The organism is Fructobacillus pseudoficulneus (genome assembly GCF_900108455.1).
Taxonomy (GTDB): Bacteria; Bacillota; Bacilli; order Lactobacillales; family Lactobacillaceae; genus Fructobacillus; species Fructobacillus pseudoficulneus.
Genome location: NZ_FNWS01000002.1, coordinates 138,090 through 154,086, shown reverse-complemented (window position 1 = coordinate 154,086; position 15,997 = coordinate 138,090). Strand labels below are relative to the sequence as shown.

Sequence of the window (15,997 nt, the reverse complement as noted above, 5' to 3'; positions counted from 1 at the left end):
TTGCTCTGCTAGAGATTTAGGAGTTCATCAAATGGAAAAAAAGCTCAATTGGAAGCAAGCACTACTCTTGTTTTCATTAATCTTTGGAATGTTTTTTGGTTCGGGGAACCTAATTTTTCCTGTTCATCTTGGTCAGATTGCCGGTGGCAATTGGCAGCCGGCAACGGTCGGTTTTTTGCTGAGTGCCGTAATTTTGCCCTTACTGGCGCTATTAGCCTTAGCGGTGACAAAGTCGGAATCAGTCTTTGATTTGATTCGGCCCTTGGGCCACCGACCAGCCCTGTTCTTCTTGGTAGCTATCCAACTGTGCTTGGGGCCAATCATCGTGGCGCCACGAACGGCAACAGTTGCCTATTCTTTCTCCTTTGCTAATTGGCTGCCAAAGGGCCAACAGCAGCTGGGTCTGATTATTTTTGCCTTGATTTACTTTATCTTAGTCTTCTGGTCTTCCCTACAATCATCGAAGTTGTTAGATATCATTGGTCGCTACCTTAATCCGATTTTCTTAGTAATGTTGGCCTTCATTTTCATTTTGGCCATGGTTGCGCCAATGGGCTCAACGCATCAGGCGGTCACCGCCGCCTACCAACAAAACGCGATTGCGCCAGCTTTCATTGAGGGCTACAACACGGTTGATGCGATGGCGGCCTTGGTATTTGGCGTGACGATCGTTCACTCAATCAAGAACATGGGCTATCAAAAGCCGACGGACATCGCCAAGGTGATTGCCAAGACGGGTACACTGTCAATGATTGTTTTGGCTGTGATTTACGTTGGTTTGATCTTACTAGGGACGACCTCATTGGCTCACATGAGTATTTCAACAAATGGGGCGGTTGCCTTAACAAACGTGATGATTTATTACTTTGGCCGCTTTGGTCAAATTTTCATTGCCGTGATGGGCACGCTAGCCGTGTTCACGACGGCGATGGGACTTACGGCTTCATTTGCCCATGATTTAAACCGGGTTTGGCCTAAGTTGTCTTACCAAATCTGGCTAGCAATCGCCTGTGCCTTGTCATTTTTGATGGCGACTCTGGGTCTGGATAAGATTATCATTTGGGCATTGCCAATCTTGATGTTCCTTTACCCAATCGCCATTGTCTTGATTTTGCTGTCATTGCTATCGCCATGGCTCGGTCAAAGCAAGTGGTTGTACGGTTGGACGGCTGGTTTGACCTTGGTGACGGCCGTCTTTGATGGTTTGTCCAACGCGCCCTTTGCCGCTAACTTGGGCGGCTTGGTTTCTTACAAAGTCGGAATGGTCACTCATACTGGTTGGTATCAGGCCCACTTCTTCGGTGCCAGTGCTGGCTTTGGCTGGCTGGTGCCTGCTTTGGTAGGACTGTTGCTTGGCCTGCTTTTCCAAAGAATTTTTACAAAGAAAACAGCAGCATAAAACACAAAAAAGGACGAAACTTTAAAGTTTCGTCCTTTTTTTGTTTAAGCCTGTTCTTCATTTAAGATGCGGTAAGCAAGTGATTCAGACATAATCAAGTCGGTCACGAAGCTACCACGAAGGGCACCGATGGTTGCCTTGGCCTTAGACTTTGAACGGACAACCCCAACTCGCTTTGGTACAGCAAGGATGGTGTTCATGTCCAAACCAACGACCTTATCGGAACCAACGTTAAGGATGTTTCCTTGAATATCATAAGGGCGGCCATAAACCATTCCGGCAACTTCACCCAATTTGACGTCTGGGAAAAGCTTGTTGATGTTTTGGTTCCAAATACTAATTGATTCCAAAGAAGCAATCGTACCAAGCCCAGTCAAAATCGTATCCATGGTCTTGGCTGTTTCCAAGGTTTGCTTGATGGCAACTGCTTCGTAAAGACCATTGCGGACATCATCGTTTGATAAGTAAAGTGGGGCAGGCAAGGTCAAAAATTCACCAGCGACCTTCTTGGCAGCCCGCTCAACGATTCGGACGGATCCGGCGGTTGAGTTATACTTCATGTTTTCACCGACGAACTGGGTGAACTTAACATGGTCCAATGGGTTTGAAGTAATTGAATCAATCAAGGAATACATTGTGTCACCCCAGGTCATCCCAACGGTGTGAGAGTCATGAGAGAGGTGTTTGATTACCAGATTAGCGGCATAATTTGAAATTAATTCAGACGTGGCCGTTGTGGTCGTGTCATCTTGAATAATGTAGCAAGTAGTGTTTGGAAATTTTTCTTTGAAAACCTGTTCCAATTGCGAATTGCGATTGGCAGTTGAGGCGATTTCGATTTTGACGATACCGGCCTTGACAGCTTCATTTAAGTACTTATTAATTAAATAGCGTGAAATCTTGTATTTGGTTGAAATATCACCAAAAGATAACTTATTCAAATAATAGTCTTCCGAAATTTGTGCTAATAAATTTGGGTCCGTTGTGGGCATATTTGCTATCCTTCTGCTTCTATTTTTTATAGATTTCGTAAATTATCCTTTAATTTGTCTTGAATAACGGAAATCATTAAGTTTATTTTACTATGTTTTTAAGTATTTTCATAATAAAATGTCTTATTTTTTCAAATATTAGACAAGTTGAAAGATGGAAAAAAATTTTAAAGATTAAAAAACAACTAAAAAAGGGCTTTTTTTGTAAAAATATTAAATAAAATTCTTTACATTTGGGGACAGTAGTTTTACAATTATTCTAGTAAAGCTGTGGTCATTCACAAAAAGGAGGAAACCATGGTAGATATGGACGAAGTCTTGGCGATGCACGCCAAGCAAGGAGTGTTGGAGGTCGAAGGGACCTTTGACATCAAAACTCCTTCAGATTTAGGAAAGGCCTACACACCAGGTGTGGCTGGATTAGCAAAGTTAATCGAAGCTCATCCGGAAGATAAGGCTAAGTACACAGTTTCTGGTAAGTTGATCCCCGTTATTACGGATGGATCAGCGGTATTGGGACTTGGAAACGTTGGACCCGGTGCTGGTTTGCCAATCGTTGAAGGAAAGGCTTTGATTTATAAGTCTTTTGCTGGCGTGAACGCAATTCCAATGGCATTGAACCAAGTATCCGAAGATGAATTTGTTGAAGCCGTTAAGGCCATCGCACCTTCATTTGCTGGGATTCACTTGGAAGACATCGCTGCACCACGTGTCTTTGAAATCGAGCGTCGCTTGAGCGAAGAACTCGATATTCCGGTTTATCACGATGATCAAACTGGAACGGCCATCGTTGTCTTGGCAGGTTTGATGAACGCTGCTAAGGTTGTTGGCAAAAAGTTGGAAGACTTGAAGGTTGTCGTTAACGGTGTTGGTGCTTCTGGTGTCGCTACTGCTCGCTTGTTGTTGGCAGCTGGTGTGAAGAACCAAACATTGGTTGATATTCACGGTGTTGTTCGTTCAGACGACGAAGGTTACAACTCATTCCAACGTGAACTTGCTGGCCAAGTGAACCAGGTTGCTGGTTCAACTTTGGACGAAGTGATTGCTGACCAAGACGTCTTTATTGGTTTGTCAGATGCCAAGGTTTTGACAGCTGACCAAGTCAAGAAGATGGCTAAGGACCCAATCGTCTTCGCTTTGGCTAACCCAGTTCCTGAAATCTTGCCTGATGAAGCCAAGGAAGGCGGCGCTGCCGTTACTGCTACTGGTTCATCACAATGGGCAAACCAAGTCAACAACGTCTTGGTCTTCCCAGGTTTGTTCCGTGGTTTGTTGGCTTCTGGCTTGAAGCACGTCGACATGGACTTGCAGGTACAAGTAGCCGCTGGTTTGGCCGGTTTGGTGAAGGACGTAACTGCAGACAAGATTGTTCCTGGTGTCTTTGAAGACGGTGTTGTTGACGCTGTGACCCAAGCAGTCTTGGATTACGCAAAGAAGGACTAAGGATTTATTATGACCGATACGATTAGAGATATTTATCTGAACAACCCGGTCAGTAAAAAAGCCTGGCAGCAATTCTTAGCTGACCGCGGTATTACTGTTTTCGCCGACAAAGAAGTCGACACGATTGACCAGACGCTTGGTTTGTATGATGACCGAGACCAGCTGGTTGGAACGGGTTCGATTGCTGGCAAGACAATCAAATACATTGCCGTCTTGGATGATGGTTCGGGTGCCTCTGGTGCTCGATTCAACCAAGTGGTTTCAGCTCTTGAGATGGCGTTAGCGCAAGCTGGTCATTTTCAAATTTTTGTCTTTACCAAGCCGCAGTACCAACAGAGTTTTGAACATGTTGGTTTTAACACTTTGGCCAAGACAGACTATGGGCTGATTCTTGAAAAGGGAACGCCAAACATTACGACTTATCGGGCTAATTTGCCAAAGAAGCCTGAATCGGCTCAGACAGTTGCCAGTATCGTGATGAATGCCAATCCCTTTACTAAGGGACACCGTTACTTGGTTGAGCAAGCGGCTCAGCAAAATGACTTTGTCTACGTCTTCGTTGTGAACCAGGACGTTTCCTTGTTTGCGACGGCAGAGCGGACGAAGTTGGTTCAAGAAGGAACGGCTGACCTTGATAATGTCGTGGTTGTGAACGGTGGAGACTACATGGTTTCTTACCTGTCATTTCCAGCATACTTTATTAAGGATCAAGACCAAGCCATCCGTTATCAAACGGCCCTGGATGCTTCTTTGTTTAAAGAACAGATTGCCAAGCCACTGGGAATCCAAACCCGGTACTTGGGAACCGAACCAAAGTCACACACAACAGCCCTTTATAATGAAACGCTGATGGCGATTTTGCCACCAGAAGTGACTGTTAAAGAAGTACCTCGTTTAACTCAAACCGATTCGGAGCAAGTAGTGACCGCCACGGCGGTGCGCGCCTTGATCAAAGAAGGGCAGCTTGATCAGCTGACACATTTGGTACCGAAAACGACTGCCAAATTTATCCAAGATCACCTGGCTGAACTACAGAACCGGATTACGAAAGGACAAAATATTAATGGAAATTAAGAAGACGGCCATGGCCGGCACTTTGGAATCATCTGATCTCCAAATCATGCTGAGCCAAGGAACAAAGGGAATTGAGTTTGACTTAACGTCAGACGTTGCCAAGCAATTTGGTGACGACATCAAGGCAACCATCAAGGCAGTTTTGGATGCATTTGGCATCGACAACGTTTTGGTAAAGGTTGTTGATAAGGGTGCTTTGACACCTGTTATCAAGGCTCGCGCCATCACGGCAGCGCAACGCGCCTTGGACATTGCTGATCAACCACAGTGGGAGGTACTCTAATGGCTGCAGACGAACGTTTACGCCGAACAATGATGTTCGTGCCAGGTAACAACCCTGGTTTGATTAAGGATGCTGGTATTTTCGGTGTTGATTCAATCATGTTTGATTTGGAAGATGCCGTTAACATGAACGAGAAGGATTCAGCTCGTTTCTTGGTATACGAAGCATTGCAAACTTTTGATTACGGAGACGCCGAATTGGTTGTTCGTATCAACGGTTTGGACACACCTTTCTACGAAAATGATATCAAGGCTATGGTTAAGGCCGGTATCGATGTTATCCGTTTGCCAAAGACGGAAAACGCCGACATGATCCACGAATTGGAAAACTTGGTAGAAGCTGCCGAAAAGGAATTCGGTCGCGAAGTTGGCTCAACTCACTTGATGGCTGCCATCGAATCAGCTATGGGTGTTGTTAATGCCTACGAAATCGCCTCAGCTTCTGATCGCATGATCGGAATCGCCTTGTCAGCCGAAGATTACACGACTGATATGAAGACTCACCGTTACCCTGACGGTCAAGAATTGTTGTATGCACGTAACGCCATCTTGCACGCAGCCCGTGCCGCTGGTATTGCCGCATTCGATACTGTCTTTACTGACTTGGATGACATGGAAGGCTTCGAACGCGAAACGAAGTTTATCCACCAGTTGGGTTACGACGGTAAGTCTTTGATTAACCCTCGTCAAATTGCGACGGTTAACAAAGTTTATGCACCTACTCAAAAGGAAATTTTGAACGCTCAAAACGTGATTGCTGCTATCGAAGAAGCAAAGCGCAAGGGTTCAGGTGTTATCGCTATGAACGGTCAAATGGTTGACCGTCCTGTTGTATTGCGTGCTGAACGCGTAATGAAGTTGGCTAAGGCTAACAACCTTGTTGATGCGGAGGGAAACTACGTTGAAAAATAATGTCAACCGGGAAATTCCGGACCAAATTTTAAAAGACCATAACTACGAAGGCTTCAAGACAGTTGATTTTGGTAACCCCGAAATTCAACGTGTAGCACCAAAGGTGACTGCACAAGTTGGACCTTCAAAGGTTGTTGAATCAATCAAGAAGGTTGTTTCAGAAACTGTTAAAGATGGTATGACCATTTCATTCCACCACCACTTCCGTGAAGGTGACTTCGTCTTCAACATGGTGATGCGTGAAATTATCGATGCAGGTTACAAGGATTTGACTTTGGCACCTTCATCATTGACAAACGTGATGAACGATATCGTTGTTGAAGCTATCCAAAAGGGTACTGTTACCAACATCACGTCATCAGGTATGCGTGGTTCATTGGGTGATGCCGTTTCTCACGGTGCCTTGAAGAACCCTGTTATCTTCCGTTCTCACGGTGGCCGTGCTCGTGCCATCGAAGAAGGTGCAGTTAAGATTGACGTTGCTTTCTTGGGTGTGCCAAACGCCGATGAAATGGGTAACGCCAACGGTATGAACGGTGATGCTGCCTTCGGTTCATTGGGATACGCTTTGATCGATGCTCAATTTGCTAACAAGGTTGTTTTGGTTACCGACAGCTTGATGCCATACCCAAACACACCTGCTTCAATCAAGCAAACGCAAGTTGACTATGTTGTTAAGGTCGACAAGGTTGGAGATCCTGACAAGATTGGTTCTGGTGCAACTCGTTTCACTAAGGATCCTAAGGAATTGCAAATTGCCGAAATGGTTAATGATGTTATTACTCATTCACCATACTTCAAGGATGGCTTCTCATTCCAGACTGGTTCTGGTGGGGCTGCCTTGGCCGTTACGCGTTTCTTGCGTAACTCAATGATTGAAAACCAAATCAAGGCATCATTTGCTCTTGGTGGTATCACAAAGCCAACTGTTGACTTGTTGAACGAAGGTCTTGTTGGCCGCATCATGGATGTGCAAGACTTCGATAAGGGTGCCGCTTCTTCAATGAAGAACGACGCTAACCAACAAGAAATCGATGCTTCATGGTATGCTGACCCTGCTAACAAGGGTGCCATGGTTGACAAGTTGGATGTTTCAATCTTGTCTGCTTTGGAAATTGATACAAAGTTCAACGTTAACGTTATGTCTGGTTCTGACGGTGTTATCCGTGGTGCCATTGGTGGTCACCAAGATGCCGCTACGTCAAAGTTGACAATCATTTCAGCACCATTGGTTCGTGGTCGTATTGCCACAATCGTTCCTGACGTCACAACTGTTATCACTCCTGGTGACTCAATCGATGTATTGGTTACTGAAGTTGGTATCGCTATCAACCCTAAGCGTCAAGACTTGGTTGATACGTTGTCAAAGGTTCCTGGTTTGCCAATCTTCACTATTGAAGAATTACAACAAAAGGCTGAAAAGCTTGTTGGTAAGGCACAACCATTGCAATTCACTGACCGTGTTGTTGCCTTGGCTGAATACCGTGATGGTACTTTGATCGATGTGATTAAAGAAGTTAAGGACTAATGCTTCAATAAAAAGGGCCGGGTTATCCTGGCCTTTTTGTTTGTTTGCCTTTTGGTACAATAAATCCGGACGTTGTCCGGGTACATATGTGATAAAATCAATTTTTGAAGTTTTCTGCGTGAAGATCAGCGCTGTAAAAAGGGGAGTATGAATGACAAAGCAGGTATTTGCCGGTGGAAAAGCGGTGGACTTAGCACAAGTTTTAGATAACCGCGATTGGCGGTCCCAAAGCCAAAACTTTTTGGAACAAAGCTTTCCAAATGCGGTGGTGGTAGCCGTAAAATTAAATATTCCTGGTGAAGTGAAAAACAGTCCAGCCATCCAACAGATTTTTCGAGCCGGTTGGCAAGTTCTTCAGGCTGACCTGAAAGACTTTCCCCTCCAAAAAGTCTGGCTTGGCATCGAACGGATGACGGGGCCGGAAGGCTTTTTGGTCGTTGATGGGGACCTGACGGCTGTGAAGCGGGTGACGATGGCCTTTGAGCAAGACTATGCCCTAGGCCGGTTATTTGACAGCGATGTGATGGCGGCCACGGCCGATTCTTATCAATTATCACGGGAAGACCTGGGATTTGCGCCCCGTCAATGTTTAGTCTGTGACCAACCGGCGAAGTATTGTGCCAAAGCCGGTCGTCATGACTTTGCTGATTTACATGAGGCGATTGAGGCGATGTACCTGGATTACTTTGTGGTCGATCCGGTTATTCCTGTTTGGAATGAAGACCAAACGGTGCGAGCAGCCTTGGCCGCTTGCCTGTACGAGGTGACGGCGACACCTAAGCCTGGCTTGGTTGACCCTGTTTCACTTGGGGCCCATCACGACATGACCGCCTTTACTTTTATCGATTCAAGTCTGGCCTTAGAACCATATTTTCGCACGGTTTACCAACATGGTCGGGCCTTTGCTGGGACGGATTTAACGGCGTTATTAGCTGAAATTCGCCCTGTTGGAATCCAGGCGGAGCAAGAGATGTTTGCTGCGACGGATGGGGTCAACACCCACAAGGGCGCGATTTTCACCCTGGGGATTCTCATAGCGGCCTACGCCTACGCTACTAGGGGCGACCAGACAACGACTTTGTCAGCCGTTCAAGAAATTGTCCGGCAAATTGGCGCTGACATGGTTGCCAAAGACTTGGCCGAACAAGTCGCAGCCCAACAGGAAACGGCCGGCGAAAGCCAGTACCGCCGCTATCAACTGACCGGTGTGCGTGGCGAAGTCCAGGACGGCTTGTTAGCGCTGAGTCAAGTTGGTTTGCCAACCCTACGTCAAAGCCAGGGAACGGTTAACCAACGTTTGTTGGATACGTTGATGGCGTTAGCTGGGGCAATTGAGGATTCCACGCTGATTAAGCGAGCGGGTGATCCGGCAATCGTCGAACAAATGCGGCAGTGGACCTTAGATTATCAAAAGCTCGGTGGGGCAACCACGCCAGAAGGTATGGCCTTCTTGGAGGACCTGGACCAGCAATTTATCGACCAACATTTGAGTATTGGTGGGGCAGCGGATTATTTGATTTTAACGGTCTTTATCGGCCGACTGACTGGCTTACTGTAAAAGGAGAGAGTAATGGCATTCTTTAAAACAACTGATGGCGTTTCGATTAATTATCAAGACCATGAGGGACAAGGGCCGGTAGCGGTGCTGGTATCTGGTTTTTCTGGTATTCAGGCCGAATGGGCTAACCAGGTTACTTTGTTGCAGGAACAAGGCTACCGCGTTGTCACAATGGATTGGCGCTCCCATGGCCGCTCAGAGCGGACGAGTAAGAACCTCAGAGTCTCACGGTTGGCAACTGACTTACAGGAGTTGATTACCTTGCTTGACCTGCAGGATATCACGTTGTTTGGCCACTCGATGGGTGGGTCAGTGATTTGGGCCTATCTTTCGCTCTTTGGCGAACAGCGGCTAAAGCAACTGGTGATTGTTGATGAAACGCCAAAGCTGTTGAATGATGATACTTGGTCAGCCGGGATCAAGGGCTTGAACTGGATGACTTTTGATATGGTGGCGCCAACATTTTTGAAGCAGCGACTGACGGTGACGCCTGTGGCCGATGACTTTAAGGCGATGTTGCAAAAGGAAAAGGATGCGGCACCGTTTAACTTTGATTTGGTCTATCCATTGCTCCGAAACCACCTGTTGGAAGACTGGCGCGGTGATTTGTATGATTGTACCTTGCCAACTCTCTTTGTGGCTGGTGGGGCCTCACCGCTCTGCAAACCCGGTTATTATCACGACTTTGAGGGAATGTTTAACAAAAGTTCAAAAGTAGTTGTTATCCCAAATACCGGACATTTGCCACACCTGGAGTCTCCAGAAGAATTTAATAACGAAATTTTAACCTTTTTATCTTAAAAAATTAAAAAAAGCGGTACAAAATAATTTAAATAAGTGCTACAATAATAAAGCATTCAAAAGCACTAAAAACACAGGAGAACACTAATGGATGAAGAGTTAAGCCCCGAAAAGGGGTCGGGCATTTTTTCAAAAATTGAAAATAATTTAAAAATCGCTGGAATTGGCGGTGTGACATTTGGAATTATGATTCTTTTGTTAATCACTGTCATTGCTTTGCGCATTTTGCCTAATAATATGGGTGGGGCATTGTTTGCCCTTGTTGTATTCGGTGGAATTTTCTTCTACCTTGGAAACAACTTACCTATCTTCCGCTCATACTTGGGTGGTGGGTCAGTTTTCGCAACGATTGCGGGAGCCGTTCTTGCAGGAACTGGAGCAGTTCCTACGCAGACAATTACAACAATCAAGGGATTCATTTCCACTTCTAACTTCTTGGAGTTCTATATTGTTTCATTGATTATTTCGGCCATCTTGAAGATGGATCGTAAGTTGTTGTTGAAGTCAGCTGTGCGTTTCTTGCCAGTTGCCTTTGGTTCAATGATTATCACATTCTTCGTGGTAGGATTTGCTGGTCAATTGCTTGGTCTTGGCTTCACACACACTGCATTGTATGTTGCCTTCCCAATGATGGCTGGTGGTGTTGGAGCCGGTATCGTGCCACTTTCAAGTATCTACGGTACTGCCTTGCACGTTTCATCAGGACCAATCTTGTCACAATTGTTCCCACCTTTGGTTTTGTCAAACTTGTTGGCTATCATCGGCGCTGGTTTCTTGGTTGATAACACTAAGAAGTCAAAGTTGAATGGACAAGGAGAATTGTTGAAGGTTTCAGAAGGTATCGATACTACTGAACGTCCTTTGGCAAAGATTACTTTCGAACGTTTGTTGATCGGAATGATGGTTTCACTTTCCTTCTACATGGTTGGAACGATGTTGAACAAGTTGTTCCCAAGCATCAACGCTTTCGCCTTCTTGATCTTGATCGCTATCTTGTCTAAGGCACTTGGTATCATTCCTCGTTTCTACGAAGACTCAGCTGTTTTGTTCGGTCAATTGATCGTTAAGACAATGACACAAGCTTTGTTGGCTGGTGTTGGTCTGGCTTTGTTGAACTTGAACCAATTGTTGAAGGCCTTCACTTGGCAATTAGCTGTTTTGGTTATCATCTCAATCGTAACGATTACGTTGGTATCAGGTTTGCTTGGTAAGCTCTTTGGTTTGTACCCAGTCGAAGCATCAGTTACTGCTGGTTTGGCTAACAACTCAATGGGTGGAACTGGTAACGTTGCTGTTTTGTCAGCTGCCAACCGGATGAACTTGATTGCCTTTGCTCAAATGGGTAACCGTATTGGTGGAGCCATCGTCTTGGTTATCGCCGGTGTCTTGATTACCGTTTGGCATTAATCATTCAAACACTTTAAAACAAAAAGCAACCCGCAGGAATGCGCGAGTTGCTTTTTTTGTGTCATCAAATCTCTTTTTCGAAATAAAATTGATATATTAGAAACATATTGGTATATTCTAGTTGTAAATTGTAATGGTTCGAAAAGAGGTAAAGTATGGGACAGGAAAATAACGTAAAGTATAAGATGTTTAAAGCAGGTAAACGGCTGGTCTTCGGAACGATTGTTACCCTAGGAGCAGCAATACTGTTTGAGACGACTGGTGTGCAACACGCGGTGGGCTTGCCGGCGGAGACGAGGGTGAGTGCCGCTATTTTGGATACTGATCCACTTAAGGCAAATAAGCAAACTGCGGAGCAAAAAATTTCGTCGCTTTATCAAGGATTGTACGCCACACTTACAACTGATACTACTAATAATCAAAATATGACTAATACTCCAAATAATACATCAGGTATTGATTTGACGGTGTGGATTCCAACCTATTTTCAGTTGATTCAAGAAGCACAGTCGTCTGCTAATGCAGCGATTGAAGCAGCTAACACACCTGCGGATATTGATACGGCAACAACAAACGCTACCAATGCTTTAAATCTTTTGCAAGACAAAATTACTATAGCTAATTCGCTAGCTACCCCTGTTTTGTGGTCTGAAGTTAGTGGTGTTGAACAAGCAGCAGGTATTAAATCGAATCGTGATAAGAATTATATTATTGCATTTTATAATTTAGCCCTTAAAAAAATACAAGATGCAACTACCCGTGATTCTGCAAATGCTGCTGCCACTAACTTTAGTGCAGCTTCGCAAGACGTTTACAACATTGGTGGAGGGCTTTCACACGCAATTCAAAATGTTTCTAATTGGATTAACTTGAGCAAGTTGTCGCAAGGTGAGCAAGATGCTTTTCAAAGTGGTATTGAGGAAGCTACTTCAAAAGATTACGTAATGGATTTGGAGACTTTCTTTGATAAGGCAGAGGATAATGATTCATACGCTGATGGGATTATGAATAGTAGTGACCAGCAAGTTGCCCAGAGTGCAGTGAAATCAGTACTTAGCTATCTTGCTCAGGCAGCAGAGTCAAAATCTTCCAACAATGGTCAAGTGGCTAATAAGCAAGAAATTGAAAATGTGTTAAATAATTTCAATAAGCAAGTTGATACGGCTCTAAATTCTACTCCTTATGCTAATATAAGTAATGGAACATTCAATGGTGTTAGCTTTAATGATTTAATCTCACAGGCAGCAACTCAATTAAATTCAATTCCATTGATTGATGCTCCGGCAGCATCGGCTACTAATGAATCGAATAATAGTCAATCAAGTGCAGATAATAGTAGCAATACGAGTTCTACGGATACTGGTAGCCAATCTTCTGCAGCAACACCTGAAAAATCAGATTCAGAGACTAAGAATAGCTTACCAAAGACCGCAGAACAATTTGTTCGTGGTTTTAATTCCGTTGCAGTTCTTGCGATTGCTGGAATCGGCATTAGTTTGTTAGCTTTCCGAAATAAGAAGCAACAACACTAAAAAATAAAAAACTTCATAAATAAATGAGTCCCAAAATGTTATATGTTTTGGGACTCATTTATTTACAAATGTAATAATTATAGAAATATATTTGACATATTGTGCAACAGGATGTATATTTTAGGTAACAAATGTTACGCCTGTTTTTTAGGAGATTGTTATGAAGTTTGGGACGAATTTAAAATATAAGATGTTTAAAGCTGGAAAGGGACTGGTTATTGCGGCTACAGCTTCTGTGACTGTTACGTTATTTGTTCAAGTTGCTGGTAACAATCATGTGTTACCTTCTTTCCCACAGGGACTTGTTGCTAGTGCTGATTTAAATCCAAATGATCGATTCTATTCTCAAAAACAGCAAGCCGAAACGACCATAGGTTATAATTTTACCAATGGAAATGAAGCAATACAGAGTTTACAATCAACATTAACAAATGCAATTAGCAATCCTTTGCCAAATAACGCGATTGATGCGTCAATGTATCAGAATCTGATTAGTAGTTTTACTTCAATCTTTAGTGATCAAGCCAAGACAACTTTGCTAAATCAAATTGACTTAGCAACAGATGCGACGACGATTCAAAATTTAGTGAACGCTAATACGTTAGATTCGACTCGGATTCAAAGGTATGCAGTGTCTCTACTAACTTATCTTCAGTATTATACTCCAAGTGATATTGTCGCTTACAATAAGTCTTACGAGGATGAGTTAAATTATATTAAGACTCAAGATTTGAATGGATTAATAAAGCTTGATCCAACTACTTTATTTGAATTATACAGTATGAGAGCGCAACAAATCCAAGCACAGCAGCCTGTGGTAGAGACAGCTGCAAAAATTAATGATTCAGATTCATTACCTGAAAGTGCACAGACAAATATTAAGAATGCAATTCAACAGGAAAAGCAAGACCACGATCTTTCCAATTTTGAAGATTTTCTTAGTTTTCATCAAGCAACTACCTATTACACGAGTTCGGACTTTGACGAGATACAGTCAACATCGAATAGCAATATTATTTACGCAGCCGGTGCAAAGGATGTCTTGAATTACATTGCTAGTCAGGCTAGTTCAAAGAGTGCTAGCGGTAAAGTGGCTGATACCTCAAAGATTAGTTCTGTATTGGACAATTATTTGAAACAGGTTGATGACGCTCTTGCCAGCAGCAATGTTAGCGGAAACGTTGTAGATGGTTCGGCAAAGTTTGCTGCTATTAAAGCTGCGGCTGTTGCGGCAATAAATTCAATTCCATTAATTGATGCCCCCGCAACACCAGCCTCATCAACAACTTCTAACCAATCAACCTCAACAGCAACTAACACAGCAGCTGCCAACAAAGCCGTCTTGCCAACAACTGGTGGCGAGGACGTAACTAGTGCAGCAAGCACAACCGGAGCTACCAATGCAGCCACTTCTGATAGTGAAAAGGCAAGTTCAAAGAGCATTTTGCCTAAGACTTCAGCCAAATTTAACCGTAATGCTAGTGCATTAGCAGTATTAGGTGTTATTGGTTTGAGTTCATTGCTCTTCTTGGCCCGTAACAAGAAAAACGAATTATAATCATCAAAAGGATCCGCATTTGCGGGTCTTTTTTTATGCTTATGTAGTAATAAAAATATTTGATTAATTTTAAAAACGTGTTAAGATATTAAAGTTGCTTTGCGATGAGGAGATATTATGTCTGAGGAAACACAGGCGCCGCAAGGTGCCGGGATTCTTTCCAAAATCGAAAGTAAGCTACAAGTTGCAGGAATCGGTGGGGTTGCCTTTTTAATTATGGTGGTCCTACTGGGAACTGTATTATTCCTACGTTTGTTACCAAATAATATGGGTGGGGGCCTCTTTGCATTAGTAATGCTTGGGGGAATCTTCTTCTATGTTGGTAACAACCTACCAATCCTTCGTTCATATTTGGGTGGTGGTTCAGCATTTGCCGTTGTTGCTGGCTCGATCTTGGCCGGTACTGGTGTGGTGCCTAAGGAAGCCGTTGTGACTATCCGGACCTTCATCTCAACCCAGAACTTTTTGGAATTCTACATCGTGGCCTTGATTACGTCAGCCATTTTGAAGATGGACCGGAAGCTGTTGCTGAAGTCAGCTGTGCGTTTCTTGCCAGTTGCCTTTGGGGCGATGATCATTACATTCTTTGTTGTCAGCTTTGTTGGTCAACTACTCGGGCTTGGTTTTAACCACACAGCCTTGTATGTTGCCTTTCCAATGATGGCAGGTGGAATCGGTGCCGGAATTGTTCCGCTTTCAAACATCTATGGCTCAGCCCTGCATGTTTCGGCCGGATCAATTTTGAACCAACTTTTCCCAGCTGTTGTCTTGGCAAATTTGATGGCGATTATTGGTTCATCATTGCTGGTTAAGTTTACGGCTAAGTCAAAGATGAATGGTCAAGGCCAATTGTTGAAGACGAACGAAGACATGGCAGGCGGGGATGCTAAGCAAGAAGAAGCACCGGCAGTCAACTACTCACAAATGTTAGTAGGGATGATGGTCGCTTTGTCATTCTACATGATTGGAAACTTGTTGAATGCACTTGTGCCAAGCATTAACGCCTTTGCCTTCTTGATTTTGGCCGTGATTGTGGCCAAAGCCTTGAACTTGGTACCAAAGTTTTACGAAGATTCAGCTGTGATGTTTGGAAATTTGATTGTTTCGAAAACCACACAGGCTTTGTTGGCTGGTATTGGATTGGCCTTGGTTGATATGAACAAATTGTTGGCTACTTTGTCATGGCAATTGGTCGTTTGTGCCTTTGTCTCAGTAGTGACGATTGGAATTGCAGGTGCATTTCTTGGTAAGCTCTTTGGCTTGTACCCGGTCGAATCAGCAATTTCTGCTGGAATGATCAACAACTCAATGGGTGGAACTGGAAACGTGGCCGTCTTGTCAGCTTCAAATCGAATGGGCTTAATTGCCTTCGCGCAAATGGGTAACCGAATCGGTGGTGCAATCATCTTGATCTTGGGTGGTTTGCTGATTACGGTTATGCACTAAAATTTAAAAAACAAATGCTTTGTTGAAAGAAGTCTCTCACAAAAAAAGTTGAGAGACTTTTTTTT

The 15,997-nt window shown here is 43.9% G+C and carries 13 protein-coding genes; 12 read left to right on the top strand and 1 reads right to left on the bottom strand.

Going from position 1 to position 15,997, the window contains the following annotated elements:
* The first annotated feature begins 31 nt into the window (after positions 1–31).
* Entirely contained in the window at positions 32–1,399 is a 1,368-nt protein-coding gene (gene brnQ, locus BLW39_RS02750; RefSeq protein ID WP_059377219.1) for a branched-chain amino acid transport system II carrier protein, read from the top strand.
* A 44-nt stretch (positions 1,400–1,443) separates the two neighbouring features.
* Here brnQ and BLW39_RS02745 read toward each other — a convergent pair whose 3' ends face one another.
* Positions 1,444–2,391 (bottom strand): sugar-binding transcriptional regulator, encoded by a 948-nt coding sequence (locus tag BLW39_RS02745; protein ID WP_059377216.1) that lies wholly within the window; start codon positions 2,389–2,391, stop codon positions 1,444–1,446.
* Between the two features lie 297 nt (positions 2,392–2,688).
* Between BLW39_RS02745 and BLW39_RS02740 the strand changes: the two genes are divergently transcribed.
* From BLW39_RS02740 to BLW39_RS02690, 11 genes are all read left to right on the top strand, one after another.
* Entirely contained in the window at positions 2,689–3,834 is a 1,146-nt protein-coding gene (locus tag BLW39_RS02740) for an NAD(P)-dependent malic enzyme (RefSeq protein ID WP_059377212.1), read from the top strand.
* A gap of 9 nt (positions 3,835–3,843) precedes the next feature.
* Positions 3,844–4,908, top strand: a complete 1,065-nt coding sequence (gene citC, locus BLW39_RS02735) for a [citrate (pro-3S)-lyase] ligase (protein ID WP_059377209.1) — start codon at positions 3,844–3,846, stop codon at positions 4,906–4,908.
* Positions 4,898–5,191 carry a citrate lyase acyl carrier protein gene (citD, locus tag BLW39_RS02730; protein WP_059377205.1) on the top strand — a complete coding sequence of 98 codons (294 nt, stop codon included), beginning with the start codon at positions 4,898–4,900 and terminating at the stop codon, positions 5,189–5,191. The genes citC and citD overlap by 11 nt, the downstream gene beginning before the upstream one ends.
* On the top strand, positions 5,191–6,102 hold the full coding sequence (gene citE, locus BLW39_RS02725) for a citrate (pro-3S)-lyase subunit beta (RefSeq protein WP_059377202.1): 912 nt from the start codon (positions 5,191–5,193) through the stop codon (positions 6,100–6,102). Before citD ends, citE begins: the two co-directional genes overlap by 1 nt.
* Positions 6,092–7,630, top strand: coding sequence for a citrate lyase subunit alpha (citF, locus tag BLW39_RS02720; protein WP_059377199.1), 1,539 nt, complete (start codon positions 6,092–6,094; stop codon positions 7,628–7,630). Before citE ends, citF begins: the two co-directional genes overlap by 11 nt.
* A 151-nt stretch (positions 7,631–7,781) precedes the next feature.
* Entirely contained in the window at positions 7,782–9,188 is a 1,407-nt protein-coding gene (gene citG, locus BLW39_RS02715) for a triphosphoribosyl-dephospho-CoA synthase CitG (protein WP_059377187.1), read from the top strand.
* A gap of 12 nt (positions 9,189–9,200) precedes the next feature.
* Entirely contained in the window at positions 9,201–9,989 is a 789-nt protein-coding gene (locus BLW39_RS02710; protein ID WP_059377184.1) for an alpha/beta fold hydrolase, read from the top strand.
* Between the two features lie 87 nt (positions 9,990–10,076).
* Entirely contained in the window at positions 10,077–11,396 is a 1,320-nt protein-coding gene (locus BLW39_RS02705; RefSeq protein WP_059377182.1) for a 2-hydroxycarboxylate transporter family protein, read from the top strand.
* A 155-nt stretch (positions 11,397–11,551) separates the two neighbouring features.
* Positions 11,552–12,928 (top strand): KxYKxGKxW signal peptide domain-containing protein, encoded by a 1,377-nt coding sequence (locus tag BLW39_RS02700; RefSeq protein WP_059377180.1) that lies wholly within the window; start codon positions 11,552–11,554, stop codon positions 12,926–12,928.
* Positions 12,929–13,088: 160 nt separating this feature from the next.
* On the top strand, positions 13,089–14,486 hold the full coding sequence (locus BLW39_RS02695) for a hypothetical protein (RefSeq protein ID WP_059377177.1): 1,398 nt from the start codon (positions 13,089–13,091) through the stop codon (positions 14,484–14,486).
* 117 nt (positions 14,487–14,603) lie between these two features.
* Positions 14,604–15,932 carry a 2-hydroxycarboxylate transporter family protein gene (locus BLW39_RS02690; RefSeq protein WP_059377175.1) on the top strand — a complete coding sequence of 443 codons (1,329 nt, stop codon included), beginning with the start codon at positions 14,604–14,606 and terminating at the stop codon, positions 15,930–15,932.
* Positions 15,933–15,997 lie beyond the last annotated feature (65 nt).